This is a genomic window from Conexibacter sp. CPCC 206217 (genome assembly GCF_030646165.1).
Taxonomy (GTDB): Bacteria; Actinomycetota; Thermoleophilia; order Solirubrobacterales; family Solirubrobacteraceae; genus Conexibacter.
This window is the reverse complement of record NZ_JAUTDO010000012.1, coordinates 90,884-116,451: the sequence shown is the minus strand read 5'-3', so window position 1 is coordinate 116,451 and position 25,568 is coordinate 90,884. Positions and strand designations below refer to the sequence as shown.

Genomic DNA, 25,568 nt, shown 5'->3' with positions numbered 1-25,568 from the left:
CCTTGGCTCCTCCTCAAAGATCTATGAGAACGGAGCGCTCGGCGGCTGCTCGGGCGGCTCCCAGCCTGCTCCCAGCAAGCGGTCGCAGCATCGTCGGTCATGCGACCGAACCCAGCGAAGCTCGAACACGCCGGCGCGGGCGCCGGCCGGCTCGGCGGCGGTGCCGCGCCGTCCGCCGGCGCCCCTGCAGCCGCCGCCTCCTCCAGCCGCGTCCGTGAGCGCCGACAGGCGCTCGTCACCGCGCTGCGGCGCCGGCCCGAGCTGCTGGTGCTGCTCGTGCTCGCGGGCGGCCTCTACCTGTGGGCGCTCAGCCGCAACGGCTGGGCCAACACCTACTACAGCGCCGCCGTGCGCTCGATGTCGACCAGCTGGCACGACTTCCTCTACGGCTCATTCGACAGCAGCGGGCTGATGACCGTCGACAAGCCGCCGCTGGCGCTGTGGGTCCAGGCGCTGTCGGTGCGCGCGTTCGGCTTCAACTCGCTCGCGATCCTCGTGCCGCAGGCGCTGATGGGCGTCGCGAGCGCCGGGCTGACCTACGACCTCGTGCGCCGTCGCTTCGGCCGCGCCGCCGGCTTCGCCGCGGGCTTGACGCTCGTGCTGACGCCGATCACCGTCGCGATATCGCGGCACAACAACCCGGATGCGCTGCTGGTGCTCTGCTCCGTCGCGGCGCTGTGGTTCCTCGTGCGCGGCCTGGAGGACGGCCGCACGAAGTGGATCGTCCTCTGCGGCGTGATGGTCGGACTCGGCTTCGAGACGAAGATGGGCGCGGCGTTGCTGGTCGTGCCGGGGATCGCGCTCGCCTGGCTGTGGATCTCGCCGCGCGGCCGCGGCCTGCTCGATTCATCGCGGCAGTTGGCGCTCGGCGGCGTCGCGATGGCGGCGGTCGGGCTCGCGTGGCCGCTGCTGATGTGGCTGACGCCCGCGGCCGACCGTCCCTGGGTCGGCGGCACGAGCGACAACTCGATCTGGTCGCTGATCACGGACTACAACGGCCTCGGCCGGCTCGACGGGCAGGCCGGGGGACCGGGTGGTGCGGCGGGCGGGCCCGGCGGTGGTGGCGGCGGCGCCGGGTCGGTCTTCGGCGGTGACACCGGGCCGCTGCGGCTGCTGAGCGAGTCGCTCGGCGGGCAGGTCGGCTGGCTGCTCGGCGTTGCGCTCGTCGGCGGGATCGGGCTGCTGGTCGCGACGCGGCTGCGGCGCAGCGACCTGCGCAGCGGTTGGCTGATCGCCGTCGGCGGCGCGTTCGCGACCAGCGCGGTCGCGTTCAGCTTCGCGTCGGGGATCTTCCACCCCTACTACGTCTCGGCGCTGGCGCCGTTCGCGGCCGCGCTCGTCGGGGCGACCGTCGGGCTCGTGCAGGAGGGCGGCACGCGGGCGCGGATCGTCGGCGCGGCGGCCGTCGCGGCGGGCGCGGCCACGACGCTGGCGGTGCTGCACTCGACCGGCGACATGGGCTGGCTCGCGCCGCTCGTGGTCGTCGCGGCCGGCGCGACGATCGTCGCTGCGCTGCTGCCGGGCGTGACCGCGCGGCTGCGCAACGCGGTGCTTGCGGCGATGCTCGCGCTGCTGCTGTTCGCCCCCGCGAGCTGGGCGGTCCAGACGCTCGGCCACGCGACCAGCTCGACGTTCCCCGCGGGCGGTCCGGCCAGCCAGGGCATGGGCGGCGGGCCCGGCGGCGCGGGCGGCAGCGGCGGACCTGGTGGCAGAGGCAGACCCGGCGGTGGCGGCTTCGGCGGTCCGCCCGGCATGAGCCAGGGTGGGGCGGGCTCGATGGGCGCGCCGCCGAGCGGCGCCGCGGGCGGTGGCTTCGGCGGGTCTGCCGGGGCGACAGGGCAGAGCGGCGCTGCCGGTGGCGGCGGGATGTTCGGCGGGGATCAGAACCTGACCGAGGCGCTCGCGTACGTGCAGCAGCACGGCGGCGGGACGATCGGCGTGTCGAGCCAGCAGGGCGCGGCGACCTCGATCATCGCCTCCGGCGCCGACGTCGCCGGGATCGGCGGGTTCTCCGGGCGTGAGAGCGCGATCACGGTCGACTGGCTCGCGAACGCCGTCCAGAGCGGCCAGATCCGCTGGGTGCTCGTTTCCTCCAGCGGCGGCGGGATGCCGAACGACGGGCGCACCGGCTCGACGACCGCGACCGACGCCGTGCAGCAGGTCGGGACTGCGACGAGCGTCGACGGGCTCTACGACCTGCAGGGCAGAGCCGACGCGCTGCGAGCGCTGGGGTCGTGACGATTCAGGCGGCTCCCAGGAATCACCTGGGAGCCGCTCAGGAAGTTCCCAGCTTTCGTGGGGATACTCACTCCATGAGCCCGGGCGAGCAGACTCACCGCGTCCTCGTGGTCGACGACGAGCCGAACATCGTCGACGTGATCACGATGGCGCTCAGATACCAGGGCTTCGAGGTCGCCGCGGCGGCGACCGGTGCCGAGGCGCTCGCGCAGGTGCGGCAGTTCCGGCCGCACCTGCTGCTGCTCGACGTGATGCTCCCCGACATGGAGGGCTTCGAGGTCGCCAGACGGCTCGGTGCGGAGCGTGCGAAGGTGCCGATCATCTTTCTCACCGCGCGCGACGCCACCGACGACAGAGTGCGCGGGCTGACGCTCGGCGGCGACGACTACGTCACGAAGCCGTTCAGCCTCGAGGAGCTGGTCGCGCGCATCCGCACGATCCTGCGCCGCAGCGGGATGGCCGAGGCCGACTCGAGCAGACTCGTGTTCGAGGACCTGGAGCTGGACGAGGACGCGCGCGAGGTCACCCGCGCGGGCGAGTTCGTCGAGCTGACCGCGACCGAGTACCGGCTGCTGCGCTACCTGATGCTCAACCCGCGCCGCGTGCTGACACGCGCGCAACTGCTGGAGCACGTCTGGAGCTACGACTTCGGCGGCGACGCGCGCGTGCTGGAGACCTACGTCAGCTACCTGCGCAAGAAGCTCGACGCGCACGGTCCGCCGCTGATCCAGACGGTCCGCGGCGTCGGCTACGCGCTGCGACTGCCGCGCGCGGCCTGATGCGGTCGCTGCGCGCGCGGCTCGTCGCCGGCCTGCTCGCGCTCGCCGCGATCGGCCTGCTCGCACTCGCCGGGATCACCTACGCCGAGCAGCGCTCGTTCCTGCTCGATCGCGTCGACCAACAGCTGAGAGACGCGCCGATGGCACTCGCGCGCGAACTGGCGGACAACGGCGTCGGCAACTCGCCGGGCCCCGCGCGCCGCCCGGCCGGCGCACCGCTGACCGTTCCAGGGGGCGGGAGCGGTGCCGCTGGCGGCGGGAACGGCGGCGGTGCCGCGGGCCGTCCGCCCGACGGGAGAGAGCCGGGGCTCGGCGTACCGCCGGGGACCTTCGGCGAGCGCTTCGGCAGCGACGGGAAGTCGCTCGGCGATCCCGTCGTGATCGCGTACGGCGACGGTGCGACGAGCGCCGCCCAGCCCAAGCTGCCGGCAGTGATCCAACCGGGCCGCACCTTCACCGTCGACGCCGCCGGCGACTCCGACGTCAAGTTCCGCGTGCGCGCGTCGCCCGATCCGGCCGGCCCCGGCACGATCGTCGCCGCGATCCCGCTGACGGAGGTCGACCAGACGCTCGACCGGCTGCTGCTGGTCGAGGGGCTCGTGATCGCGGGGGTGCTGCTGGTGCTCGCCGTCGGCGGCTGGCTGCTGGTGCGCGTCGGGCTGCTGCCGCTGGAGCGGATGGCGCACACGGCCGGCAAGATCGCCGGCGGCGACCTCTCGCAGCGCGTCACGGAGACGGATCCGCGCAGCGAGCCGGGCCGTCTCGGGATCGCGTTCAACGGCATGCTCGACCGGCTCGAGGTCGCGTTCGAGCAGCGGCAGCAGAGCGAGGAGCGCCTGCGCCGGTTCCTCGCCGACGCCTCGCACGAACTGCGCACGCCGCTGTCGTCGATCCGCGGCTATGCGGAGCTGTTCCGGATCGGCGCTGCGCGCTCGCCGGAGGACACCGAGAAGGCGATGCGCCGGATCGAGGAGGAGGCGATGCGGATGGGCGTCCTCGTCGAGGACCTGCTCGCGCTCGCGCGCCTGGACGAGGTGCGCGAGGCGGAGCACAGCCCCGTCGACGTCGCGGCGCTCGCCCGCGACGCCGTCGACGACGCGCGCGCGGCCGCCCCCGCGCGCGCGATCACGCTGAGGATCGCGGCGCCGGTGGAGGCTGAGGGATCGTGGAGCGGGTCCGTGATCCGGGAGCGCAGAGCAAGCCTCACCGACGCCCCGGTCATCGTCGCCGGCAACGCGCATCAGCTGCGCCAGGTGCTCGGCAACCTGCTGCGCAACGCGCTCGTGCACACGCCGGAGGCGTCGGCGATCGAGGTGTCGGTCGAGCCGGGGGTGGGGAGCGCGGCGACGACGCGGGTCGTCGTGCGCGACCACGGGCCCGGGCTGCCGGCGGACGTCGCGCCGGAGGAGCTGTTCGAGCGCTTCTGGCGCGCGGAGGGCGGCCGCACGCGCGGACAGGCGGGCGCGGGCCTCGGCCTCGCGATCGTCGCCGGCATCGTCGAGGCCCACGGCGGCCGTGTCCAGGCCCGCAACGCGCCCGGCGGCGGCGCGGAGTTCACCGTCTCGCTGCCGGCGCGGTGACCCGGCCGGCGGCGCACGCCGGCTCGCCGGAGGACCGAAGGTCTACTGCTGCTCAGCAGCAGTAGACCTTCGGTCCTCGCTCGTGGCGCCTCTCAGCGATCTCCCAGCCCGATCCCACGGGGCTCGCACGGGCGGGGGCGACGGTGGGGTGCATGAACAACGCCGCCATCGCAACGGCGCCCCAGGTCGAGATCGTCGTGCCCGTGTACAACGAGCAGGCGGCGCTCGAGACCTGTGTGCGACGCCTCCATCGCTTCCTCTCCGCCGAGCTGCCGTTCTCGTGGCGGATCGTCGTCGCCGACAACGCCTCGACCGACGGCACCGAGCCGATCGGCCGCGCGCTCGCAACTGAGCTGCGCGACGTCGCGTACGTGCGCCTGGCGCAGAAGGGCCGCGGCCGGGCGCTGCGCGCCGCCTGGTCGGCCAGCGACGCACGCGTCGTCGCCTACATGGACGTCGACCTCTCGACCGACCTGCGCGCGCTGCTGCCGCTGCTGGCGCCGCTGCTGTCGGGACACAGCGACGTTGCAATCGGAACACGACTGGCGCACGGCGCACGCGTCGTGCGCGGACCGAAGCGCGAGCTGATCTCGCGTGCCTACAACGTGATCCTGCGCACGGTCCTGCGCGCGCGGTTCAGCGACGCGCAGTGCGGCTTCAAAGCCGTCCGCGCCGACGCGCTCGCGACGCTGCTGCCGCACGTCAAGGACGAGGGCTGGTTCTTCGACACCGAGCTGCTGGTGCTCGCGCAGCGGCGCGGGCTGCGGATCCACGAGGTGCCGGTCGACTGGGTCGACGACCCCGACTCGCGCGTGGACGTGGTCGCGACCGCGCTCGCCGACCTGCGCGGCGTCTGGCGGCTGCTGCTCGACAGCCCCGTCGTGCGCTTCATGTCGGTCGGCGTCGCCTCGACGCTCGCCTACGCGCTGCTGTTCGTGGTGCTGACGGCCGGGCTCGCGCTCGGCGCGGCGCTCGCGAACGTGCTCGCGCTGGCCATGACCGCCGTCGCCAACACGGCCGCCAACCGCCGCTGGACGTTCGGCATCCGCGGTCGCGCCGAGCGCGCGCGCCAGTACGCGCTCGGCGTCGTCGTCTTCGCGCTGACGCTCGCGCTCACCAGCGGCGCGCTCGCGACGTTGCACGGCCTCGACCCGCACCCCGCGCGCTGGGTCCAGCTGACCGTGCTCGTGCTCGCCGGCCTCGCCGCGACGATCACGCGCTACGTCGCGCTGAAGAGCTGGGTCTTCGCCCGTGCGGCGCGTCGCCAGCGGGCCGAGGCGCGCGCCTGAGCCTCGGCCTGCGCAGCGGGGTCGTCCGCCGCGCAGGCTGCGCGGCTCAGTCTGCGCGTGCAGCCGCGGCCCGCGTAGCGGCGCCCTGCTACCCCATTAGGGGTGCCTAATCCGTGTTAAGGTCTTGACGACGCAACCGTCGGCCGATGCAACGTCGGTGCGTCAACTTCGCATGCGCCGCTCGCTCTCCCGTCCAAGCACCCCGGTCAGCCGGCATCCGCTGCGGATGCTGCTGGCGTTCGCCGCGCTGCTGCTCGCGGTCGCGCTGCCGGCGCAGGCGCAGGAGGGCGTCGCTCCGGTCGATCCGCTCGTCGTGGTCGTGCCAGCCGACGGCAGCCCGCCGAAGTCGGAGCTGTGGTCGAGCCTCGTGCAGCACCGCGACGCCGGCGCCCACTTCGTCGACGAGAACGGCAACGCGAGCAGTGACGAGGCGATGTCGCTGGGGGCGATCTTCGCGCGCTTCGGGATCGCGCCGACGTCGTGGAGCGCGATCGCGGTCGACCGCCCGGATGGTGGGCCGATGGCGATCACGAGTGAGTCGATGCTGATCAGCGGCGGCGCGGTCGCGGGCATCTTCCGGGACAGAGACGGCGCGCCGAAGGTGTTCCGCTCGATCACGTCGTTCCCGGCGGCGTTGAGCGACCTCGCCGGCGTGGTCGACGGCAGACTGACGATCAGGCTCGCGCGGGAGCCGAAGGTGACCGCGTCGCGCGCGGAGGCGTACGTCGACCAGACGGTCAAGTTCTCCGCGACGCTGCCGCCCGGCGTCGATCCCGCGCGCACGAGGTACGAGTGGGAGTTCAACGACGACGGCGAGCTGCTCAGAACGGGCGACTCGGTCGTGTCGCATGCGTTCAAGAAGCCCGGCGTCTACAACGTGCTGGCGACGTTCATCGTCGACGGGCGAGCGTGGACGCAGGAGATCGCGCCGTTCGCGACGGTCGAGATCGTCAGCAGAGAGGGCGACGCCGTCGAGGGTGTCGTGCCGAACCCGAACAAGCCCGACAGAAGAGACAGAAGAAGAGCCAGAAGCGCGAGAAGAACGCCGTCGAGAGACGACGCGAGCGAGGACGACACGCCGCCGCCCGTCGAGCCGCCGACGTACGACGACGGCTACACGCCGCCGGCGTCCTCCGACCCGGCGCCGTCGGCCGCCACGCCGCCGCCCGCCACGCCCGCGGCGCCGACGCCGGCTCCGACCCCGTCGCCCAAGCCGAGAAAGACGCCGAAGCCGAAGCCGGATCCGGCCAGAAGAGCGCCCGTGACGACCGCGCCGCAGGGCGAGACCGTCGACGGCTACCTGCTCGCCTCGGCCGACCTGCCGCTGCCGTTGCCGTCGGCCGCCGCGCTCGCCGGCAAGCCGCCCGAGGAGGCGTCGAAGCCGCTGCACGTGCCGGCCGCCGTGTGGGTGCTGGCGGGCCTCGCGGCGCTCGTCATGCTTGGATGGGGCCTCGAGTCCCGCACGACCCTGCCGTACTTCAAGCCATGACGATCGAGAACATCCTCTTCGAGATCTCCGACGCGCTCCGCGTTCCGGTGCTGATCCTGGCCATCCTCGCGCTGGTCGTCGTGATCGCCGAGGTCGGCATCCTGATCGGCGAGCAGCGCCGCCGCAAGGTCCGCAGCGTCGCGCGCACCGAGCACGCCGTCGACCTCGCGCGCGAGGCGCTCGCCGCCGGCGACAGAGCGACGGCCCTGCGCGCGGTCACGAGCGTCGGCTACAACGAGGCGATGAACGAGGCGCTCGCGGCGATCGTCGAGCAGCGCGGCCATCCCGATGCCGCCAACCGCATCGCCAAGCGCCTGGCGGAATACGACTACCGCTCCGTCAAGCGGCTGGAGCGCACGCGGATCCTCGTGCGGATGGGGCCGGCGCTGGGCCTGATGGGGACGCTGATCCCGCTCTCGCCAGCGCTCGCCGCGCTCGGCGACGGCGACGTCAACCGCCTCACCGACGACCTCCGCGTCGCCTTCAGCGTCACGGTCGCGGGCCTGCTGATCGGCGCGGTCGCGTTCGCGGTCTCGCTGATGCGTGACCGCATGTACGACCAGGACTACTCCGACGTCGAGTACGTCAACGCCCAACTCGCCAACTACGCCGTGACCGCGACGCCGCTGCACACGCATCCGCGCCAGAGCGTCGGGATGGAGTCGGCGGCGGAGAAGCTGTCCGCGGAGGCGCCGTCGTGACGCAATACGGCCCGCCGGGTGCGCCCGGTCAGCCGACCATCCGCGCCCGCGCGCGCTCGCGCGAAGACCGCGCCGGCGACCCGCTCGACGGCCTCGTCAACCTCTTCGACCTCGGCATCGTGCTGTCGATCGCGTTCCTGCTGTCGTCGCTCTCCTCGCTCAACCTGACCGACGACCTGATCCGCAGAGACGGCAGATCGCAGAGCGGTCAGACCGCTCCGGCCGGCTCGATCCTGATCAGAAGAGGCGAGAGCGTCAGAACGATCGAGGTCAGACCGGGGGAGAGAGCGATCGGCCAGGGCGAGCAGCTCGGCCGCGTCTACAGACTCGCCGACGGCCGCACCGTGTTCGTGCCGGACAGAGGCGCGACCGCGCCCGGCAACACGACGACGACGCCATAGCCGGCGGGCGTCTGCTCGACGCCCGGCGCCGTTCAGAGCAGCAGGAAACCCAGTCCGCGGCGGTGATCGCGCACTTGTGTGCACCCGCTCACAGATAGTTGCATGTGCAAGCACACGTGCTAATCTAAGCGAACACGACTTAGATCCCGTTGCGGATCGTTCTGAAGAGAGTGATGAGTTTCATGGCGAACCACGAGCATTCCAACACCGGCGCTGAGCTGTGCGCCGTCTGCGGAAAGCGTCCGGGGACCGTTCCGGTCGCTTGGTCCGCGCAGGGGCAGCGCGTCGATGGGGCGCTCTGCGACATGTGCGCGCGCACGCTGCTGGCCGGCCCGACCACCGCCGGCAACGGCTCCGCTCCGCGCCCGTTCGGGCAGTTCCCGCCGAGCGGTCCCGACGATCCGCGTGACCCCCGCGCACCGCGCGCCGCGCGCAACGGCCTGCCGCAGGCGAGTCCCGCCTGGGCGCCCAACCAGCGCGGCGTCGCCCCCGTCAACGGCGGCGGCAACGGCTCCGACACCCCGACGCTCGACCAGTTCGGTCGCGACCTGACCGAGGACGCGCGCAACGGCCGCGTCGACCCGGTGATCGGCCGCGACGACGAGATCGAGCAGACGATCGAGGTGCTGGCGCGCCGGCGCAAGAACAACGCCGTGCTGATCGGCGAAGCCGGCGTCGGCAAGACCGCGATCGCGGAGGGACTCGCGCTGCGCATCGCCCAGGGCCACGTGCCCGAGACCCTGCGCGACGTGCGGATCGTCTCCGTCGACCTCGGCGGGATGATCGCCGGCGCCCAGTTCCGCGGCCAGTTCGAGCAGCGCCTGAAGACGGCGCTGGCGGAGGTCGTCGCGACCGAGGGCAGGGTCGTCCTGTTCATCGACGAGCTGCACACGATCGTCGGCGCCGGTGGGGCGGAGGGCGCGATGGACGCCGCCAACCTGCTGAAGCCGCTGCTGGCACGCGGCGAGGTCCGCGTCGTCGGCGCGACCACGCTGGCGGAGTACCGCAAGATCGAGAAGGACCACGCGCTCGCGCGGCGGTTCGCGGCGGTCCACGTCGACGAGCCCAGCGTCGAGGCGACGGTCGAGATCCTGCGCGGCCTGCGCTCGGCGTACGAGCAGCACCACGACGTCAAGATCGCCGACGCGGCGCTGGAAGCCGCGGCGAAGCTGTCCGACCGCTACGTGACCGAGTACCACCTGCCCGACAAGGCGATCGACCTGGTCGACCAGGCGGCGGCCCGCGTGCGTCTGCACGGCGAGCGCAGCGACGTCGCGAAGCTGCGGCGCGAGCTCGACCACCTGCAGGCTGAGAAGCAGGCGGCGGTCGACGCGGAGGCGTACGAGGACGCGTCGGACCTGAAGACGCGGATCGCGCAGCTGGAGCAGCAGATCGAGACGCTGGAGCCGCACGAGACCGTCGCGCGCGAGGGCGAGCGCCCCCATGTCGCGATCGGCGGCCTGGCAGTGACCGAGACGGACGTCGCGGCGGTCGTCGCGGCCCGCACCGGGATCCCGCTGGGCGAGCTGGTCGAAGGCGAGCTGGAGAAGCTGCAGGAGCTGGAGTCCGAGCTGCACGCCCGCGTGATCGGCCAGGACCGTGCCGTGGAGGTCGTGTCCGACACGATCCGCCGCAGCCGGGTCGGCCTGTCGGAGGGCGACCGCCCGGTCGGCAGCTTCCTCTTCCTCGGCCCCACCGGCGTCGGCAAGACCGAGCTGGTGAAGGCGCTGGCGGAGCGGCTGTTCGGCGACGAGCGTTCGCTGGTCCGGATCGACATGTCCGAGTTCCGCGAGGCCCACACGGTTGCGCGGCTGATCGGATCGCCGCCCGGCTATGTCGGCTACGGCGAGGGCGGACAGCTGACGGAGCCGGTGCGCCGGCGCCCGTACAGCGTGATCCTGCTCGACGAGATCGAGAAGGCCCACCCCGAGGTCTGGAACGTGCTGCTGCAGGTGATGGACGACGGACGGCTGACCGACGGCGAGGGCCGCACGGTCGACTTCAACAACGCGATCCTGGTGATGACGTCGAACCTCGGGGCCGGCGCGGCGAAGAAGCGCGGCATCGGCTTCACCGCCGACGACGGCGCGGGACAGACGGACCGCGAAGAGGCGTCGGAGCGGATGCTGGCGGCGGCGAAGAGCGCCTTCCTGCCGGAGTTCGTCAACCGGATCGACGAGCTGGTCGTGTTCGACGCGCTCGAGAGCGAGCAGATCGACCGCATCGGCGAGCTGATCGTCGGACGCGTCGAGGACCGGCTGTACGAGGAGCGCAACATCCGCCTCGACGTCGAGCCGGAGCTGGTCGCGCGCCTGTCGCGTGAGGGCTTCGACCCGCAGTACGGCGCCCGCCCGCTGCAGCGCCACGTGCGCCGCACGCTGGAGAAGGAGCTGACGAAGGCGATCATCGAGGGTCGCCTGAAGGACGGCGACCGTGTCGCCGCCGCCGACGCCGACGGCGAGATCGCGCTGACGATCGAGCCGAGCGCGGTGCAGGAGCCGGTCGCCGCGTAAGCGAACGGCACCACCCACGAGTTGCGTCCCCGCACGAACCCCGGCCCGGCCGTCGACCAGACGGGCGGGCCGGAGTCGTTTCGAGGCGCTGCCGCGGCATCGCGGCTACCCTGCCCGGCATGAAGCTCGACCTCGAAGGACGGACCCACCTCGTCGGCGGCGCGAGCCGCGGACTCGGGCGCGCGGTGACGGCGGAGCTGGTCGCGGGCGGCGCGCGCGTGCTGGCGCTGTCGCGCACGCGGGAGACGCTCGACGCGCTGCGCGAGGAGCTGGGCGACGCGGTTCTTCCGCTCGCCGCCGACATCGCCGCGCCGGACGCGGTCGCGACGGTGCAGCGGGCCGTCGCAGACGCCGGCGGACGGCTCGACGGCGTCGTGATCAACGGCGGCGGCCCGCCGGCCGGCAGAGCGCTCGCGCTCAGCGACGAGCAGTGGCTGGGAGCGTACGAGCTGCTGATCGGCGGCCCGCTGCGGCTGCTGCGCGCGCTCGTGCCGACGCTGAAGGCCGACGACGGCGGTTCGGTCGTCTTCATCACCTCCTCCAGCGTCCGCCAGCCGATCCCCGGCCTCGACACGTCGAACGTGCTGCGCCCGGGCGTCGCCGCGCTGGCGAAGGTGCTCGCGCGCGAGCTGGGGCCGGAGATCCGTGTCAACAGCGTCGGCCCCGGCCGCTTCGACACCGACCGCGGCCGCTCGCTCGACACGGCGCGGTCGCAGCGAGAGGGGATCAGCGTGGAGGAGGCGCGCGCCGCCGTCGAGGCGACGATCCCGCTGGGCCGCTACGGCGACCCGGCCGAGCTGGGCCGTCTCGTCGCCTTCCTGCTGTCGGACGCGGGCTCCTACGTCAGCGGTGCCGCGGTGCAGGTCGACGGCGGCAGCGTCACGGCGGTGCCGTAGCGCCTATATCGCGTCGGCGGCGTCGCTCGGCGACGGGTGCGAGGAGTCGCGGAACTCCTCGAAGTTGCCCGTCATCATGAACGCGAGCTGCTCGCCGACGTCGATCGTCTGATCGCCGATCCGCTCGATCGCGCGCGCGGCGAGGATCATGTGCATCGCCCACTCGCGCGTGTCGACGTCGGTCCCGCTCAGCCAGGCGAAGTGGAAGACGCGACGGTTCAGCTCGTTGACGTCGCGGTCCTGGTGCAGCAGGTCGCGCGCGAGCAGCAGGTCGCGCGTCTGGAACGCGCGCTTGCACTGCTCCATCTCGGCGGCCACGAGCCTCCCCATCACGCCCAGCTCCTCGAGCAGGATCACGTGGACGGGCGGGTGGTAGCCGTCGAGCGGCACGAGCTTGGCGACGTTGACGCACTGGTCGCCCATCCGCTCCAGCGTGCGCCCGACGTGGAACAGCGCCATCGCGCGGCGCAGGTCGCTCGCGACCGGCGCGCGCAGCGCCAGCAGCTCGAGGATGCCGGCGTGCAGCTCGGCGTAGAGGCGGTCGATCTCGTCGTCGCCGTGCACCACCGCGCGCGCGAGCGCGACGTCCTGGTGCTCGATCGCGTCGGTCACGCTGACGAGCTGGTCGCGCGCGAGGTCGAGCCCGTAGAGCGCCAGCGACTCGAGTCCGTCCAGCCGTTCTTGGAAGCGCTCGCCGGTTCTTGACGGCGCCACCCGGGCCATCACACCCTCATCTCGAGATGGCCGCCGACGCGGCGCGCGCCGGCGTCGCCGGCCTCGTCCTGCTCCTGTGCGAGCTCGCTCGGCTGTGGCGAGAAGCGGTAACCGAGTCGGTAATGCGTATGAATGAAGCGCCAGGCCGGCAGCGCGATGTCAAGCTTTGCGCGCAGCTTGCGCACATAGACGTCGACCGCACGATCCGTCGGATCCATCGCATGTCCCCAGCACTGCTCGTACAGCCAGGTGCGTGACAGCACCTCGTCAGGACGGCGCATCAACTCGACCAGCAGCTCGAACTCGCGCGGGGTCAAGGGAATCACGCCCGCGTCGGTTCGAGCCGTGTATCCGTTGGGGAAGACTCGCAGCGGACCTGCTCTCAACTCCTCGTCTCTGGGCACGCGTGCCATTGGACAAGGATGGTGCGCGCCGGTTGCCAGCTTGTTACCAAACTGTGTATCGGCCGAAAAGAGCGTGTGGCCGGACATGTTATCGCCGGGTTCACAATGTTTAAACAGTCCGGACACTGCGCGATAACAGGATGCAGTCCATCCCCTGTGACGCTGCCAACACCGTCGCACGGAGAAAGGACTACATGAGGTACTCGAGAATTCTCGCTGCGGCCGCAGCTGGCGCGATCGCGCTGAGCATGGCGGCATGCGGCAGCAATGACGACAGCAGCAGCGACACCGGCAGCAGCACCAGCTCCAGCTCCGGCTCGGCCGACACGGCTCAGCTGAGCGGCACGCTCAACGGCGCGGGCGCCACCTTCCCGCAGCCGGTCTACAGCGAGTGGGCCAGCAGATTCGGCGAGGAGTCTGGCGTCACCGTCAACTACCAGGGCATCGGCTCCGGTGGCGGCATCGCCCAGTTCACCGAGGGCACCGTCGACTTCGGCGCGACCGACGCGGCGCTCGACGAGGACGAGCTCAGAGCGGCCCAGAGAAAGGGCGAGCCGGTCCACGTTCCGACCGTCCTCGGCGCCGTCACCGTCTCGTACAACGTCGATGGTCTCGAAAGAGGTCTGAGACTCGACGGTCCGACGATCGCCGACATCTTCCTCGGCAGAATCACGAAGTGGAACGACGCCGCGATCGCGAGACTGAACGACGGCATCGACCTTCCTGACACGGACATCACCGTCTGCCACCGCTCCGACGAGTCGGGCACGACGGCGAACTTCACGCTCTTCCTGAGCGACTACTCCAGAGCTTGGAGAGACGGCCCGGGCACGGACAAGAGCGTCCAGTGGCCGACCGGAACGGGCGCCAGAGGCAACGACGGCGTCGCGGGCTGCGTCAAGCAGACGGCCGGCGCGGTCGGCTACGTCGAGCAGGCCTACGCCCTGCAGAACGACTTCACGACCGCTGCCGTGCAGAACAAGGCCGGCAACTTCGTCGAGCCGACGCTGGAGGCCACCTCGGCCGCCGGCGAGGGCGCCAACCCGCCCGCCGACCTGCGCTTCGCGACGATCAACGCCGACGGCGATCAGGTCTACCCGATCACCGCCGTCACGTTCCTGCTCGTGTGGCAGGACGCCTGCAGAGCCGGGCTCGACAGACAGGTCGCGATCAACACGAAGGCGTGGCTGAACTACGCCCTCGGCACCGGCCAGGAAGTCGCGCCGGACCTCGCGTACGCGCCGCTGCCCGACTCGATCAAGACCAGAGCGCAGGCCAGAGTCGACGCACTGCAGTGCGACGGCGCCCCGATCGAGGTTCCCGCGGGCTGATCTGACATGGGAGCCGGAACACTCAAAGCCGCCGGGGAACGCCGAAGAGAGCAGCTGGAGGGCTCTCCGGCGGCCCGGCTTCCCGATCGCGTTCTGAAATGGGGACTGACGGCGCTGTCGGTCGGCGTCATCGTCCTCATCGCGTTCTTCTTCATCCGACTGATCATCGAGTCGGAGCCGGTCTTCTCCGACGAGGGGGTCTTCAGCTACCTCTTCGGCGCCGACTGGATTCCGTCGAGACAGATCTACGGTGCAGTTCCGCTGATCGCCGGCACGCTCATAACGTCGGTGATCGCGCTGGTGATCGGCGTGCCGGTCGCGGTCGCGACCGCGCTCTACGTCACCGAGCTCGCGCCGCGCCGCATCAGACAGCCGATGACGGTGCTCGTCGAGCTGCTGGCCGCGGTCCCCTCCGTCGTCTACGGCCTCTGGGGCTTCTTCTTCCTGATCCCCAAGCTGCAGCCGGCCGAGAGATGGTTCGCCGACACCTTCTCGTTCATCCCGTTCGTCGGGGGGACGGTCGCCGGACCGAACTACTTCATCGCCGGGCTGATCCTCGCGATCATGATCCTGCCGATCTGCTCGGCGATCTCACGCGAGGTCATGTCGACCGTCCCGCGCGAGCACAAGGAGGCGGCGCTCGCGCTCGGCGCGACGCGCTGGGAGATGATCCGCATGGCCGTGATCCCGTACTCGCGCGCCGGCATCGCCGGTGGCGCGATGCTCGGCCTCGGCCGCGCGATCGGCGAGACGATCGCCGTCACGCTCGTGATCGGCAACGCGCCGGTGATCGGTGACTCGATCTTCCAGCAGGGCTACACGCTCGCGGCCGTGATCGCGAACGAGTTCGGCGAGGCGGCCTCCGATCCGCAGCACCGCGCCGCGCTGATCGCGGCCGGCCTCGTGCTGTTCGTGCTGACGCTGCTGGTCAACGCGATCGCACGCACCTTCGTCGTGCGGGCCGAGCGCGGTACGCGCGCTGCCCGCAAGCCGGCAGCGGGGATGGCGGGATGAGCGCGTTCAAGATCGAATCCGTCAGCCCGCGCCGCCAGCGCGTCGACAAGGGCTGGCGCGGCTTCGTGCTCGCGCTCACGCTCGTCGCGCTCGTGCCGCTCGTGCTGGTCGTCTACTACCTGCTCAAGAAGGGCCTCGGCGCGATCAGCTGGAGCTTCTTCACGACCGACCCAAGCGGCTCGTTCCTCGGCGATCCGGGCGGCATCAAGAGCGCCATCGTCGGCACGGTCCTGATGGTCGCGCTCGCGGCCGTCGTCGCGATCCCGATCGGCATCGGCGTCGCGGTCTGGCTCGTCGAGTACGGCAGAGAGTCCAAGCTCGCGCACGCGGTCCGCTACTTCATCGACGTGATGACGGGCGTGCCGTCGATCGTCTTCGGCCTGTTCGTCTACATCACGCTGGTGATCTCCGGCTTCGGCGGCACGTCGTTCGCCGGGTACAAGGGCTCGATCGCGCTCGCGCTGCTGATGCTGCCGGTCGTGACGCGCTCGGCCGAGGTCGTGCTGCTGCTCGTGCCCAACACGCTGCGCGAGGCGTCGTACGCGCTCGGCGCACCACGCTGGCGCACGATCATGCGGGTCGTCCTGCCGGCGGCGCTGCCGGGCATGGTCACGGGCATGCTGCTCGCGGTCGCGCGCGCGGCCGGCGAGACCGCTCCGCTGCTGTTCACGGCGGCGTTCGTCAATGCGACGACGTTCAACCTCGACGACCGCATGAACTCGCTGCCGCTGTTGATCTTCCAGAACGTCGGACAGGCGCAGGACCGCCTTGTCGCGATCGCCTGGGGTGCCGCACTCACCCTCGTGGTGATGATCCTGATCCTGACCCTGCTGGCGCGACTGATCCAGCGAAGGAGCCGTTTGTCGTGAGCGAAGACCTTACGAATCCGCTGCGCGAGGACACCGCCGTGGGCGGCTCGCAGAACCCGCTGCCGGCGCCCGACTTCGAGCAGCACGTCGCGCCGGAGCGGCCGGTCGTGCAGGCGCGCGAGGCGGGCACCGTCACGCGCGTCGCGCCCGGCGTCAAGCTGGAGAGACTGAACGCCTGGTATGGCGGGATGCACTCCGTCAAGGATCTGTCGCTGGTGTTCGAGGCGAACAAGGCGACGGCGCTGATCGGCCCGTCGGGCTCCGGCAAGTCGACCGTCGTGCGCTGCATCAACCGCATGCACGAGGAGATCCCCGGCGCCAGAGCCCAGGGTCGGGTGACGCTCGACGAGGTCGACGTCTACGACTCGAAGGTCGACGTCGTCGCCGTGCGCCGCTCGATCGGCATGGTGTTCCAGAAGCCGAACCCGTTCCCGACGATGTCGATCTTCGACAACGTCGGCTCGGGCCTGAAGCTGACGGCGCGCAAGGTCGAGCACGAGAACGTCGAGAGAGCGCTGCGCGGCGCGGGCCTGTGGGAAGAGGTCAAGGACCGTCTCGACCAGCCCGGCATCGGCCTCTCCGGCGGCCAGCAGCAGCGCCTCTGCATCGCGCGTGCGCTCGCGGTCAACCCCGACGTGCTGCTGATGGACGAGCCGGCGTCGGCGCTGGACCCGATCTCGACGCTGAAGATCGAGGAGCTGGTCGAGGAGCTGAAGCACTCGATCACGATCGTGATCGTCACGCACAACATGCAGCAGGCGGCCCGTGTCGCCGACTCGACGGCGTTCATGCTCGACGGCGAGCTGGTGGAGCACGGCCCGACGACGAAGATCTTCACGAACCCGGACGATTCGCGCACGGAGGAGTACGTGACGGGCAAGTTCGGATAGCGTCGTGGCCATCGCCAACGACGGACGCAGACACTTCCAGGACGAGCTCGCCGAGCTCGAGCACCAGGCGCTCGGCGGCGTCGACCTCGTGACGGGGCAGCTCGGTCGCGTGCTGCAGGCGCTGGAGCATCAGGACGTCGAGCTGGCCGAGCTGGTGATAGTCGAGGACGATCGCGTCGACGGCCGCTACCTGGAGGTCAACCAGGGCGTCCTGTCGCTGCTCGCGCGGCAGGCGCCGGTCGCCGGAGACTTGCGCCTGATCGCGGCGCTGCTGCACGTGATCAAGCACATCGAGCGGATCGGCGACCAGTGCGTCAACATCGCGAAGCTGATCCCGCTGACGGGCTACGAAGCGCCGGTGCATCCGCCGCTGCTGTCGAAGATCCTGCAGATGGGGACGCTGGCGGACAGCCTCGTGCGCCAGAGCAAGGCGGCGTTCGCCGCGCGTGACGTCGAGCTGGCGCGCGACCTCGTGCGCCAGGACGGCAAGATCAACCGCCTGCAGCGCGAGATCTTCCAGCTCGCGATCGAGATCGGCGACGACCCCGACACGCGCGAGTGGGCGACGCACATGATCCTCGTCGCGCGTGCGCTGGAGCGCGTCGGCGACAACGCCGTCGACATCGGCGAGCAGACGGCGTTCGTCGTCACCGGGCTGTTCCAGGAGTTCTCCGACGCGTCGTCCTGACGCGTCGCGACCCACCCTGAAGACTGACTGCGACCGTGCGCCGCCTGTCGGCGCACAGACGTTCGCTCAAGCCCAAGGCGATCCGTGCCGAATCCTCCAGGCGATGGAACGATTCCGGGCGAGCGCACGGGAGACCGCGCGCATGCCGGTCTCTGCCCGATACCTGCGACGACTGAGCCACTGGCGCGCGAGCCTCCCGCCGGAGGTCGCGATGCTCGGCCTGCTGCTGCTCGTGGCGGCCTTCTGCTGCCTGCTCGGGACGCTCTTCCCGTTGACCGACAGAGCGCCCGTGCGGCTCGGTGCCGTGCTGACGCCGATCGGCTTCGTGGTCGGCATCGGGGTGCTGGCCGCCGGCGCGCGCGCCCCGCAGTGGGTGCTGCACGCGGGGATCGTGTTCGTCGGCGGCTGCGCCTGTCTGCTGATCAGCCAGGCGGCGACCAACGGCGGCATGATGATGACGGCGTGGTCGCTGATCTGGCTGACCGTCTACGTCGCGATCTTCTTCGAGCGGCAGGCGATCCGGGTGCACGTCGCGCTGATGACGGTCGGGCTCGCGGCCGCCTTCGTCGTCGCGGACGTGCCGAGAACCGGGGCGCAGTTCGTGATCATCGTCGTGACGCTGTGGGCGTCGGCGATCGCGCTCGGGACGATCAGCGAACGGCTGCGCTCGCAGGCCGACGGCGACCACCTCACCGGCCTGCTCAACCGCAACGGCTTCTCGAAGGCGGCGACGCGCGAGCTGGCGTTGGCGGGGCGGACCGGCTACCAGGCGACGATCGCGCTCGTCGACCTCGACGGCTTCAAGGAGGTCAACGACGCGCACGGCCACGCCGCCGGCGACCGTCTGCTGAGAGACCTCGCGCGCGAATGGGGTCGGGCGCTGCGGCCGGGCGACCTGCTCGCGCGCTTCGGCGGCGACGAGTTCGTCGTGCTGTTCCCCGCGACCTCGGAGGAGGACGCGCGCAGACCGCTGGCGCGGATGCGCGAGGCGCACGACGCGAGCTGGTCGGTCGGCGTGGCCGCGTGGCAGCGCGGCGAGTCGCTCGACGCCTGCCTCGCGCGCGCGGACCTGCGGCTGTACGAGGCCAAGGACGCGCGGTAGGCGGGGGCTGACCCGTCGCCGGGCGTCCCTACCTGTCGTCGGTCGTGGCTGCGGCGGGGCGTCTGCATCCTGACGTGCCGGGCTTGCTACATTAGGGCGACCTTCTTAGGGCGACCTAACCACCATGCCTGACACGACGATCGACCACACCGAAGACTTCCCCCTCGTCGGCTTCCGCGCACGCCGCTGGCTGCGCTTCGAACGCGATCTGCACGACTGGCTCGCGACGCCGGAAGGCCGCTTCACGGCCTGGTGCGCCGCGCAGCAGGTGGCCGCCGGTCCGCTCGCGCCGCTCGACAGCTCAGAGCTGTAGCGCTAGCGTCACCTCCATTCGTCGCGGCCGGGCCCGGCCGCCTGCCAACGAAGGAGCGGACCATGCCCACGACGCGCAACGCCTCGGCCGGGATCCTGGCCGACAGACACGCCGACAAGCGGCAGGAGATCGTCCAGCTGCTGACGCGCGCGTACTGGATGGAGATGGAGACGGTGATGAGCTACCTCGCCAACGCCGCCAACCTCGACGGCATCCGCGCGGAAGAGGTCGCCGAAGCGCTTGCCGCCGACGTGACCGAGGAGCTCGGCCACGCGAGAGCGTTCGCGCAGCGGATCAAGGAGCTGTACGGCACCCCGCCCGGCTCGCTGCAGTTCGTCGCCGAGCAGACCTTCCTGCAGCCGCCCGACGACGCGACCGACGTCGTGACGGTGATTCGTGGCGTGATCGAAGCGGAGGCCGGTGCGATCGAGCACTACACGCGCATCATCGAGGTGTGTGACGGCGTCGACTGGGCGACGCAGGACATGGTGATCGACGTGCTGCGCGACGAGGAAGGCCACATGCGGCAGTTCGAGCGCTACCTGCGCGAGTTTGAGGACTGAGCCTCAGACGGTGAGCTGACGCGCCCGCAGCGCGACGCTCAGCTCGAAGCGGGCCTCGGGGTCGTCGAGCGCGGTCCCGAGCAGCTCGCGCAGCTGGCGCAGGCGATAGCGGACCGTCTGCACGTGGACGCCCAGCTCGTCCGCGATCGCCTGCGGCCGCGCCGGGTGGGCGAGCCAGCCGGCGAGCGTCTCCAACAGCCGCTCGCGCTGCGTCGCGGCGAGTCCGTCGAATGCGGCGAGTCGCCGCGTCACGACCGCCCGCGCCAGCTCCGGCGCGGCGCCGAGCAGCAGGTCGATCTCGTGGTCGTCGCAGCGCAGGAGGGGGAAGGGGACGGGCGCGGCGGCGAGCGCCGGCGCCTGGTCCAGCAGCGCTGCCGCGCGGGCGAGGCTGCGGGCGGCATGGGCAGGGGCGACGGCCGGGCCGATCGCCAGCGGCGGCTCCAGGTGCTGGGCGCGGGCGGCGCGCAGCAGCCACGGCTCGGCCTCGGCGTCGTCGTCGGCGGCGACGACGAGCGCCCGGCGGCCGCCGTCGACGGTCGCGCCGAGCACGCGCGCCGGCCCCGCGCGGGTGCTGCCGGGCGGCGGCTCGATCGGCAGCGCGGCGACCGCGACGCGCACGCGCGGCGGCAGCGTCCAGCCGGCCGCCTCGGCGGCGGCGAGCAGCTGCTCCGGCGCGCTCGGGCGGTCGCTCAGCAGCAGCGAGGCGAGCCGCTCGCGCCGCGCCAGCTCGCGCCGCAGCGTCTCCGCCTCCTGCGTCGTGAAGCCCTCGACCGCGGCGACCGACAGCGCGTCGACGGTGCCGAGCGCCTCGGCGCCGAGCATGAAGATCGCCTCCGGCGCCAGCTCGTGGCTGATCGGCAGCGCCTGCGCGCCCTCCCACATCGCCATTCCGCCGAGCCGGTAGAACGCCAGCAGCTCCGGCAGCGACCGCCCGGCCGCCTGCTGCGCCCGTCCGTGCGCGACGAACAGGGCGGTGTCGGGCTCGTCGTCGACCGCCAGGCGCGCGAGGAAGAAGTCGACCGCCGCTCTCGCTCCGAGCCGCAGGTTGCGCAGCGTCGCCGCGTCGGGCGAGGCGTTCCCGGGCGCGCAGGCCTGGACGCGCGTGAGCACCGCGTCGGCGAGCGCGTCGGCGCTCGCGCGCAGGTGCCCGGCGATCTGCTCGCGCGGAGCTGTCGGCATCACGCAGAAACTAGAGGAAACCTATGAAGCGGGCGCCGCTTGCGTGCGGACCGCGCGTAGAGATGCGCGCGAACTGCGCATATCGTGGCAATGCGGATTCCGTCCCGGGGCGATGGCGGGGAGCGGCGCGCAGGTCGCGCGCGACGCTCCCCGCCGTCGCGGGTCAGCGCGTCAGCTCGTGCAGGCGGTCGAGCGACTGGCGCAGCAGCCGCGAGATCTGCATCTGCGAGACGCCGATCTCGGTCGCGATCTCGCTCTGTGTCAGGTCGTCGACGAAGCGCATCCGCAGGATCCGCTGCTCGCGCTCGGGAAGATGTCGCAGCGCCGGCGTCAGCAGCGCGCGCGCCTCGGCCATCTTGTAGCCGTCCTCGGTCGTGCCGAGCGTGTCCGCGATCGTCGCGTCGCCCTCGTCGTCGTGGCCGGCCGGCGTCGCGAGCGACAGCGCGGTGCGGTTCGCGAGCGCGCCGAGCGCCTCGACGACGGCCTCAAGGTCGGCGCCGGTGCGCGCTGCCAGCTGGCGCGGGGTCGCGGAGGCGCCCGTCTCGGTCTCGATCGCCTCGGCGGCGTTGCGGACCTTCAGCGCCAGCTCCTGCGTGCCGCGGGCGACGTGGACGCCCCAGCCGGTGTCGCGGAAGTGGCGCAGCAGCTCGCCGACGATCGTAGGCTGCGCAAAGGTGGAGAAGGAATGCCCGCGATCGGGATCGAAGCGGTCGACCGCCTTGATCAGCCCGACCGACGCGACTTGCACGAGGTCGTCGAGGCTCTCGCTGCCGCGCCGATATCGCCGTGCGAGCGCTCGCGCGAGGGGAAGGTGCTCGGCGATCAGCGCCTCACGCGCCTGCGAATCGCCCTTGCGTGCTCTCGCCGCCAGCATGCGGGTGCGCAGCAGCGAGGAGGCCGAGCGCTGACGAGGCGACGCGGCCGGCTTGGTTGCGAGATTCGGAGCAGGTCCCATGTGTCACACGATTACCCGGGCCCCACGGAGGTCAATCGCGATCGGTGACCTGTGGCGCGGATCGATCCGCGTCGACCAGTGGTCTGCCCGGCTCGGCGGCGACCGATTCGGCCGGCTGCTCGCCGGTGTCAGCGTGCGCGAGGCGGAGGTCGAACGTCAGCCGCACGCGCGTCGCGGCACCGTCGTGGTCGAGCTGGACGCCGGTCGCGACGGCCGCCATCAGCGCCATCCCCATCCCGAGCCCCGGGCTGTCGTCGCGCGGGTGCACGCCGCTGCCCTCGTCGGAGACGACGACCTCCAGCTCGCCGTCGTGCAGCGTCGCGTCGAGCGACAGCGTGCCGGGCACGTCGTGGTCGCGGTAGGCGTGCAGCACGACGTTCGTGCAGGCCTCGCTGACGGCCAGCGCGACGTCGGCGAGCGCTCGCTCGCTCGCGCCGCTCGCTCGCACGAGCCGCGCGACCTCATGCCGTGCCACGGGCACGCTCTCGGCCGTGGCCGGCAGCGTCAGTCGCATCGCCCGATCGTACACCGGTCGTTGCGCCTGCAACCGCAGCGTTTCTGCCGGCGAGCGGCGCGCGCCGATGCCGTAGATTCCGGCGCGGAGAGATGGCCGCTGCGAACGACACCACCCCGCCGGTCCTGTGGACGCCCGAGCTCGCGCGGGCGCAGCGCGCCCAGCTGACCCGCTTCGCGCGCTGGCTGGCGCAGGAGCGCGACGTGCGCGCCGACGGCTACGCGGCGCTGTGGCAGTGGTCGGTCGACGAGCCGGAGGCGTTCTGGGCGGCGATCTGGGACTACTTCGAGGTGATCGCGCACACGCCCTACGAGCGCGTCCTCGGCCGCCGCGAGATGCCGGGTGCGCAGTGGTTTCCCGGCGCGACGCTCAACTACGCCGAGCACGTCTTCCGCGACCGCGACGACGACGCCGTCGCGATCCGCCACGCGAGCGAGCTGCGGCCGCTGGCGGAGACGACGTGGGGCGAGCTGCGCGATCTGACCGCCCGGGTCGCGGCCGCGCTGCGGGCGGAGGGGATCGGCTCCGGAGACCGCGTCGTCGCGTACATGCCGAACGTGGTGGAGACCGTCGCGGCGCTGCTCGCGTGCGCCTCGATCGGCGCGATCTGGTCCAGCGCCTCGCCGGACTTCGGCGCCAGAGGCGTCGCCGACCGCTTCGCGCAGATCGAGCCGTCGCTGCTGCTGACGGTCGACGGCTACCGGTACGGCGGCAAGCCGTTCGACCGCCTCGCCGTCGTCGCCGAGCTGCAGCGCGAGCTGCCGACGCTGAGACGGACCGTCGTGCTGCGCTACCTCGATCCGCACGCGGACCTCGGCGGCCTGGCGGACGCCGTCGGGTTCGACGCGTTCGTCGCGGGCGCGACCGGCAGCAGCGACCCTGCCGCCGGCGAGTCGCCCGCGGCCGACGAGCAGGTGCCCGCGCCCGTGCTCGAATTCGCCCCGCTCCCGTTCGACCACCCGCTGTGGATCCTCTACAGCTCCGGCACGACGGGGCTGCCGAAGGCGATCGTGCAGGGCCACGGCGGGATCCTGCTGGAGCAGCTCAAGCACCAGAACCTGCACGTCGACGCGCAACCGGACGACCGCATCTTCTGGTTCACGACGACCGGCTGGATGATGTGGAACTTCCTTGTCGGCTGTCTCCTGACGCCGGCCTCGATCGTCCTCTACGACGGCAATCCCGGCCATCCGACGCTCGATCGCCTGTGGCAGCTGGCCGAGGACGCCGGGATCACGACCTTCGGCACGAGCGCCTCCTACATCGCGGCGTGCATCAAGGACGGGCTTGCGCCCGGCGCCAGCCACGACCTCAGCCACCTGCACGCCGTCGGCTCGACCGGCTCGCCGCTGGCGCCCGAGGGCTTCGAGTGGGTCTACCGTCACCTCGGCTCCGACGTGTGGCTGTTCTCGACCTCCGGCGGGACCGACGTCTGCAGCGCGTTCGTCGGCGGCGTGCCGACGCTGCCGGTCTACCGCGGCGAGCTGCAGGCGCGCGCGCTCGGCGCGAAGATCGAGGCGTTCGATCCCGACGGCCACGCGCTGATCGGCGCGGTCGGCGAGCTGGTGCTGACCGAGCCGCTGCCGTCGATGCCGCTGTTCCTGTGGGGCGATGCCGATGGTTCGCGCTACCGCGAGGCGTACTTCGACATGTTCCCGGGCGTCTGGCGCCACGGCGACTGGATCGAGATCACGCCGCGCGGCACCGCGATCATCTCCGGGCGCTCGGACTCGACGATCAACCGCGGCGGCGTGCGGATGGGCACGGCGGAGCTGTACCGCTCCGTGCTGGCGCTCGAAGCGGTCACAGACGCGCTCGTCGTCGACCTGCCGAAGCCCGGCACGGAGGGCTGGATCGCGCTCTTCGTCGTGCTGCGCGAGGGATTGCGGCTGGACGACGAGCTGGCGGGCGCGATCCGCCGCCAGATCCGCAGCGACTGCTCGCCGCGCCACGTGCCGGACGCGATCGAGCAGATCGCCGAGGTTCCGCGCACGCTCTCCGGCAAGCTGCTGGAGGTCCCGGTCAAGCGGATCCTCTCCGGTGTGGCGCCCGCGCAGGCCGCCAGCCGCGACGCGCTGGCGAATCCCACGGCGCTGGACTGGTTCGCGCGACGGGCCGCATCCGCCTTTTAGCACGACATTTCTGTCTGTCGCCGCGATCGGTAAGAATCTCGACGTGACGAACTGGGGGACAAGGCCCGATCCGGCGGCGCAGGGCGCGCTCGAGCAGCGCCGCCGCCTGCCCGCGCCCGAACGCCGCGAGCTGATCCTCAGGGCTGCTGTGAGGCTCTTCGCCGAGCGCGGCTACCACGCGGCGTCGATGGACGGGATCGCCGCTGCAGCGGGGATCTCGAAGGCGGTCGTGTACGACCACTTCGCCTCCAAGCGGGAGCTGTACACGGTCCTGCTCGACGCGATCCGCGCCGACATCGACGGGCTCGTCGCGACGACGATCGCGCCGCTGGCGGGCGAGCAGCGCGTCTACGGCGCGATCGACGTCTTCTTCGGCTTCGTCGAGCAGTACCCCGACGCCTGCCGGCTGCTGTTCCTGGAGGTGCAGGGCACGACCGAGGTCGTCGACATCGTGCGCCAGTTGGAGGAGCGCGTCGCGGAGGGGCTCAGCGCGACGCTCGGCAACGACCCGACGATCTTCGGCGGCCATCCCGACCGCGAACGCCAGCTGCGGATCCTCGCCGAGCTGCTGAAGTCGGCGATACACGGGCTCGCGAGCTGGTGGTATCGCCATCCCGAGGTGCCGCGCGAGGATCTCGTGATGCGATCGGTCGGGATCATCACGCCCGCGATCGACGCGGCGCGAAACTGAACGGGGCTGGGTCCGGACGGGCGGGCGCGCTACCAGGCCTGCGCGCTGCCGCAATGCGGGCAGCCGACGCTGGCGGACACGTTGGCTTGGAAGACGAAGCCGCAGTGGCAGTGGTAGAGCGCGCGATCCTCGGGGCCGCCTGCATCGCGATCCTGACGCGGGCGCTGCTCGGGGGCCGGGCGCGGTGCCTGCACCGTCGCCGTCCGTCCGAAGCTGCGCACGCCGCCGGAGCGCTTGGATGTACGGGGCTGTCGAAGTTGCACGGTCATGAGCGTTAACAGTGAGATCGGCAGATGGTTTCGCGGTATTGAGCTGAAACCCTC

At 71.7% G+C, this 25,568-nt stretch carries 25 protein-coding genes; 19 read left to right on the top strand and 6 right to left on the bottom strand.

The window, feature by feature from the left end; translation table 11 throughout:
- Positions 1–99: 99 nt before the first annotated feature.
- The 9 genes from Q7L65_RS24855 to Q7L65_RS24815 all read left to right on the top strand — a co-directional run bounded on the left by Q7L65_RS24855 (position 100) and on the right by Q7L65_RS24815 (position 11,886).
- Positions 100–2,238: a glycosyltransferase family 39 protein gene (locus Q7L65_RS24855; RefSeq protein ID WP_304725609.1), complete on the top strand. Its 2,139-nt coding sequence runs from the start codon at positions 100–102 to the stop codon at positions 2,236–2,238.
- 74 nt (positions 2,239–2,312) lie between these two features.
- A complete protein-coding gene (locus Q7L65_RS24850; RefSeq protein WP_304725607.1) occupies positions 2,313–3,017 on the top strand; it encodes a response regulator transcription factor in 705 nt (234 codons plus the stop codon).
- The gene (locus Q7L65_RS24845) at positions 3,017–4,597 is read left to right on the top strand and encodes a cell wall metabolism sensor histidine kinase WalK (RefSeq protein WP_304725606.1); all 1,581 of its coding nucleotides are present in this window, start codon (positions 3,017–3,019) and stop codon (positions 4,595–4,597) included. The genes Q7L65_RS24850 and Q7L65_RS24845 overlap by 1 nt, the downstream gene beginning before the upstream one ends.
- 152 nt (positions 4,598–4,749) lie before the next feature.
- Positions 4,750–5,886, top strand: a complete 1,137-nt coding sequence (locus Q7L65_RS24840) for a bifunctional glycosyltransferase family 2/GtrA family protein (protein WP_304725605.1) — start codon at positions 4,750–4,752, stop codon at positions 5,884–5,886.
- 157 nt (positions 5,887–6,043) lie between these two features.
- Positions 6,044–7,375, top strand: coding sequence for a PKD domain-containing protein (locus tag Q7L65_RS24835; protein WP_304725604.1), 1,332 nt, complete (start codon positions 6,044–6,046; stop codon positions 7,373–7,375).
- Entirely contained in the window at positions 7,372–8,076 is a 705-nt protein-coding gene (locus Q7L65_RS24830; protein WP_304725602.1) for a MotA/TolQ/ExbB proton channel family protein, read from the top strand. The genes Q7L65_RS24835 and Q7L65_RS24830 overlap by 4 nt, the downstream gene beginning before the upstream one ends.
- Positions 8,073–8,477: a DUF2149 domain-containing protein gene (locus Q7L65_RS24825; RefSeq protein WP_304725600.1), complete on the top strand. Its 405-nt coding sequence runs from the start codon at positions 8,073–8,075 to the stop codon at positions 8,475–8,477. The genes Q7L65_RS24830 and Q7L65_RS24825 overlap by 4 nt, the downstream gene beginning before the upstream one ends.
- 182 nt (positions 8,478–8,659) lie before the next feature.
- Entirely contained in the window at positions 8,660–10,990 is a 2,331-nt protein-coding gene (locus Q7L65_RS24820) for an ATP-dependent Clp protease ATP-binding subunit (protein WP_304725599.1), read from the top strand.
- Positions 10,991–11,109: 119 nt separating this feature from the next.
- Positions 11,110–11,886: an SDR family oxidoreductase gene (locus Q7L65_RS24815; protein WP_304725598.1), complete on the top strand. Its 777-nt coding sequence runs from the start codon at positions 11,110–11,112 to the stop codon at positions 11,884–11,886.
- Positions 11,887–11,889: 3 nt separating this feature from the next.
- On the opposite strand, the gene phoU (Q7L65_RS24810) is transcribed toward Q7L65_RS24815, so the two are convergent.
- Positions 11,890–12,609, bottom strand: a complete 720-nt coding sequence (gene phoU, locus Q7L65_RS24810; protein WP_304725596.1) for a phosphate signaling complex protein PhoU — start codon at positions 12,607–12,609, stop codon at positions 11,890–11,892.
- Positions 12,609–13,091, bottom strand: coding sequence for a response regulator transcription factor (locus Q7L65_RS24805; protein ID WP_304725592.1), 483 nt, complete (start codon positions 13,089–13,091; stop codon positions 12,609–12,611). The genes phoU (Q7L65_RS24810) and Q7L65_RS24805 overlap by 1 nt, the downstream gene beginning before the upstream one ends.
- A 107-nt stretch (positions 13,092–13,198) precedes the next feature.
- Here Q7L65_RS24805 and pstS point away from each other — a divergent pair, with 107 nt between their 5' ends.
- The 8 genes from pstS (at position 13,199) to Q7L65_RS24765 (ending at position 19,774) form a co-directional block, all read left to right on the top strand.
- On the top strand, positions 13,199–14,335 hold the full coding sequence (gene pstS / locus Q7L65_RS24800; protein ID WP_304725590.1) for a phosphate ABC transporter substrate-binding protein PstS: 1,137 nt from the start codon (positions 13,199–13,201) through the stop codon (positions 14,333–14,335).
- A 6-nt stretch (positions 14,336–14,341) separates the two neighbouring features.
- Positions 14,342–15,349 (top strand): phosphate ABC transporter permease subunit PstC, encoded by a 1,008-nt coding sequence (gene pstC / locus Q7L65_RS24795; RefSeq protein WP_304725588.1) that lies wholly within the window; start codon positions 14,342–14,344, stop codon positions 15,347–15,349.
- Positions 15,346–16,218 carry a phosphate ABC transporter permease PstA gene (gene pstA / locus Q7L65_RS24790; RefSeq protein ID WP_304725587.1) on the top strand — a complete coding sequence of 291 codons (873 nt, stop codon included), beginning with the start codon at positions 15,346–15,348 and terminating at the stop codon, positions 16,216–16,218. Before pstC ends, pstA begins: the two co-directional genes overlap by 4 nt.
- A gap of 107 nt (positions 16,219–16,325) precedes the next feature.
- The gene (gene pstB, locus Q7L65_RS24785) at positions 16,326–17,108 is read left to right on the top strand and encodes a phosphate ABC transporter ATP-binding protein PstB (RefSeq protein WP_304725631.1); all 783 of its coding nucleotides are present in this window, start codon (positions 16,326–16,328) and stop codon (positions 17,106–17,108) included.
- A 4-nt stretch (positions 17,109–17,112) separates the two neighbouring features.
- Positions 17,113–17,796, top strand: a complete 684-nt coding sequence (gene phoU / locus Q7L65_RS24780; RefSeq protein WP_304725585.1) for a phosphate signaling complex protein PhoU — start codon at positions 17,113–17,115, stop codon at positions 17,794–17,796.
- 103 nt (positions 17,797–17,899) lie between these two features.
- On the top strand, positions 17,900–18,898 hold the full coding sequence (locus tag Q7L65_RS24775) for a diguanylate cyclase (RefSeq protein WP_304725583.1): 999 nt from the start codon (positions 17,900–17,902) through the stop codon (positions 18,896–18,898).
- Positions 18,899–19,022: 124 nt separating this feature from the next.
- The gene (locus Q7L65_RS24770) at positions 19,023–19,211 is read left to right on the top strand and encodes a hypothetical protein (protein ID WP_304725581.1); all 189 of its coding nucleotides are present in this window, start codon (positions 19,023–19,025) and stop codon (positions 19,209–19,211) included.
- 62 nt (positions 19,212–19,273) lie between these two features.
- Positions 19,274–19,774, top strand: coding sequence for a ferritin-like domain-containing protein (locus tag Q7L65_RS24765; protein WP_304725580.1), 501 nt, complete (start codon positions 19,274–19,276; stop codon positions 19,772–19,774).
- 3 nt (positions 19,775–19,777) lie between these two features.
- Here Q7L65_RS24765 and Q7L65_RS24760 read toward each other — a convergent pair whose 3' ends face one another.
- The 3 genes from Q7L65_RS24760 to Q7L65_RS24750 form a co-directional block, all read right to left on the bottom strand.
- Positions 19,778–20,953 carry a CdaR family transcriptional regulator gene (locus Q7L65_RS24760; protein ID WP_304725578.1) on the bottom strand — a complete coding sequence of 392 codons (1,176 nt, stop codon included), beginning with the start codon at positions 20,951–20,953 and terminating at the stop codon, positions 19,778–19,780.
- A gap of 163 nt (positions 20,954–21,116) precedes the next feature.
- Positions 21,117–21,908: a SigB/SigF/SigG family RNA polymerase sigma factor gene (locus Q7L65_RS24755; RefSeq protein WP_304725577.1), complete on the bottom strand. Its 792-nt coding sequence runs from the start codon at positions 21,906–21,908 to the stop codon at positions 21,117–21,119.
- Between the two features lie 31 nt (positions 21,909–21,939).
- Positions 21,940–22,422, bottom strand: coding sequence for an ATP-binding protein (locus tag Q7L65_RS24750; RefSeq protein WP_304725575.1), 483 nt, complete (start codon positions 22,420–22,422; stop codon positions 21,940–21,942).
- 92 nt (positions 22,423–22,514) lie between these two features.
- On the opposite strand from Q7L65_RS24750, the gene Q7L65_RS24745 reads away from it, so the two are divergent.
- Both Q7L65_RS24745 and Q7L65_RS24740 read left to right on the top strand, forming a co-directional pair.
- The gene (locus Q7L65_RS24745) at positions 22,515–24,554 is read left to right on the top strand and encodes an acetoacetate--CoA ligase (protein ID WP_304725572.1); all 2,040 of its coding nucleotides are present in this window, start codon (positions 22,515–22,517) and stop codon (positions 24,552–24,554) included.
- A gap of 43 nt (positions 24,555–24,597) precedes the next feature.
- On the top strand, positions 24,598–25,245 hold the full coding sequence (locus Q7L65_RS24740; protein ID WP_304725571.1) for a TetR/AcrR family transcriptional regulator: 648 nt from the start codon (positions 24,598–24,600) through the stop codon (positions 25,243–25,245).
- A 29-nt stretch (positions 25,246–25,274) separates the two neighbouring features.
- Here the strand turns inward: Q7L65_RS24740 and Q7L65_RS24735 are convergent, their stop codons facing one another.
- Positions 25,275–25,508, bottom strand: coding sequence for a hypothetical protein (locus Q7L65_RS24735; RefSeq protein ID WP_304725569.1), 234 nt, complete (start codon positions 25,506–25,508; stop codon positions 25,275–25,277).
- Between the last annotated feature and the right edge of the window lie 60 nt (positions 25,509–25,568).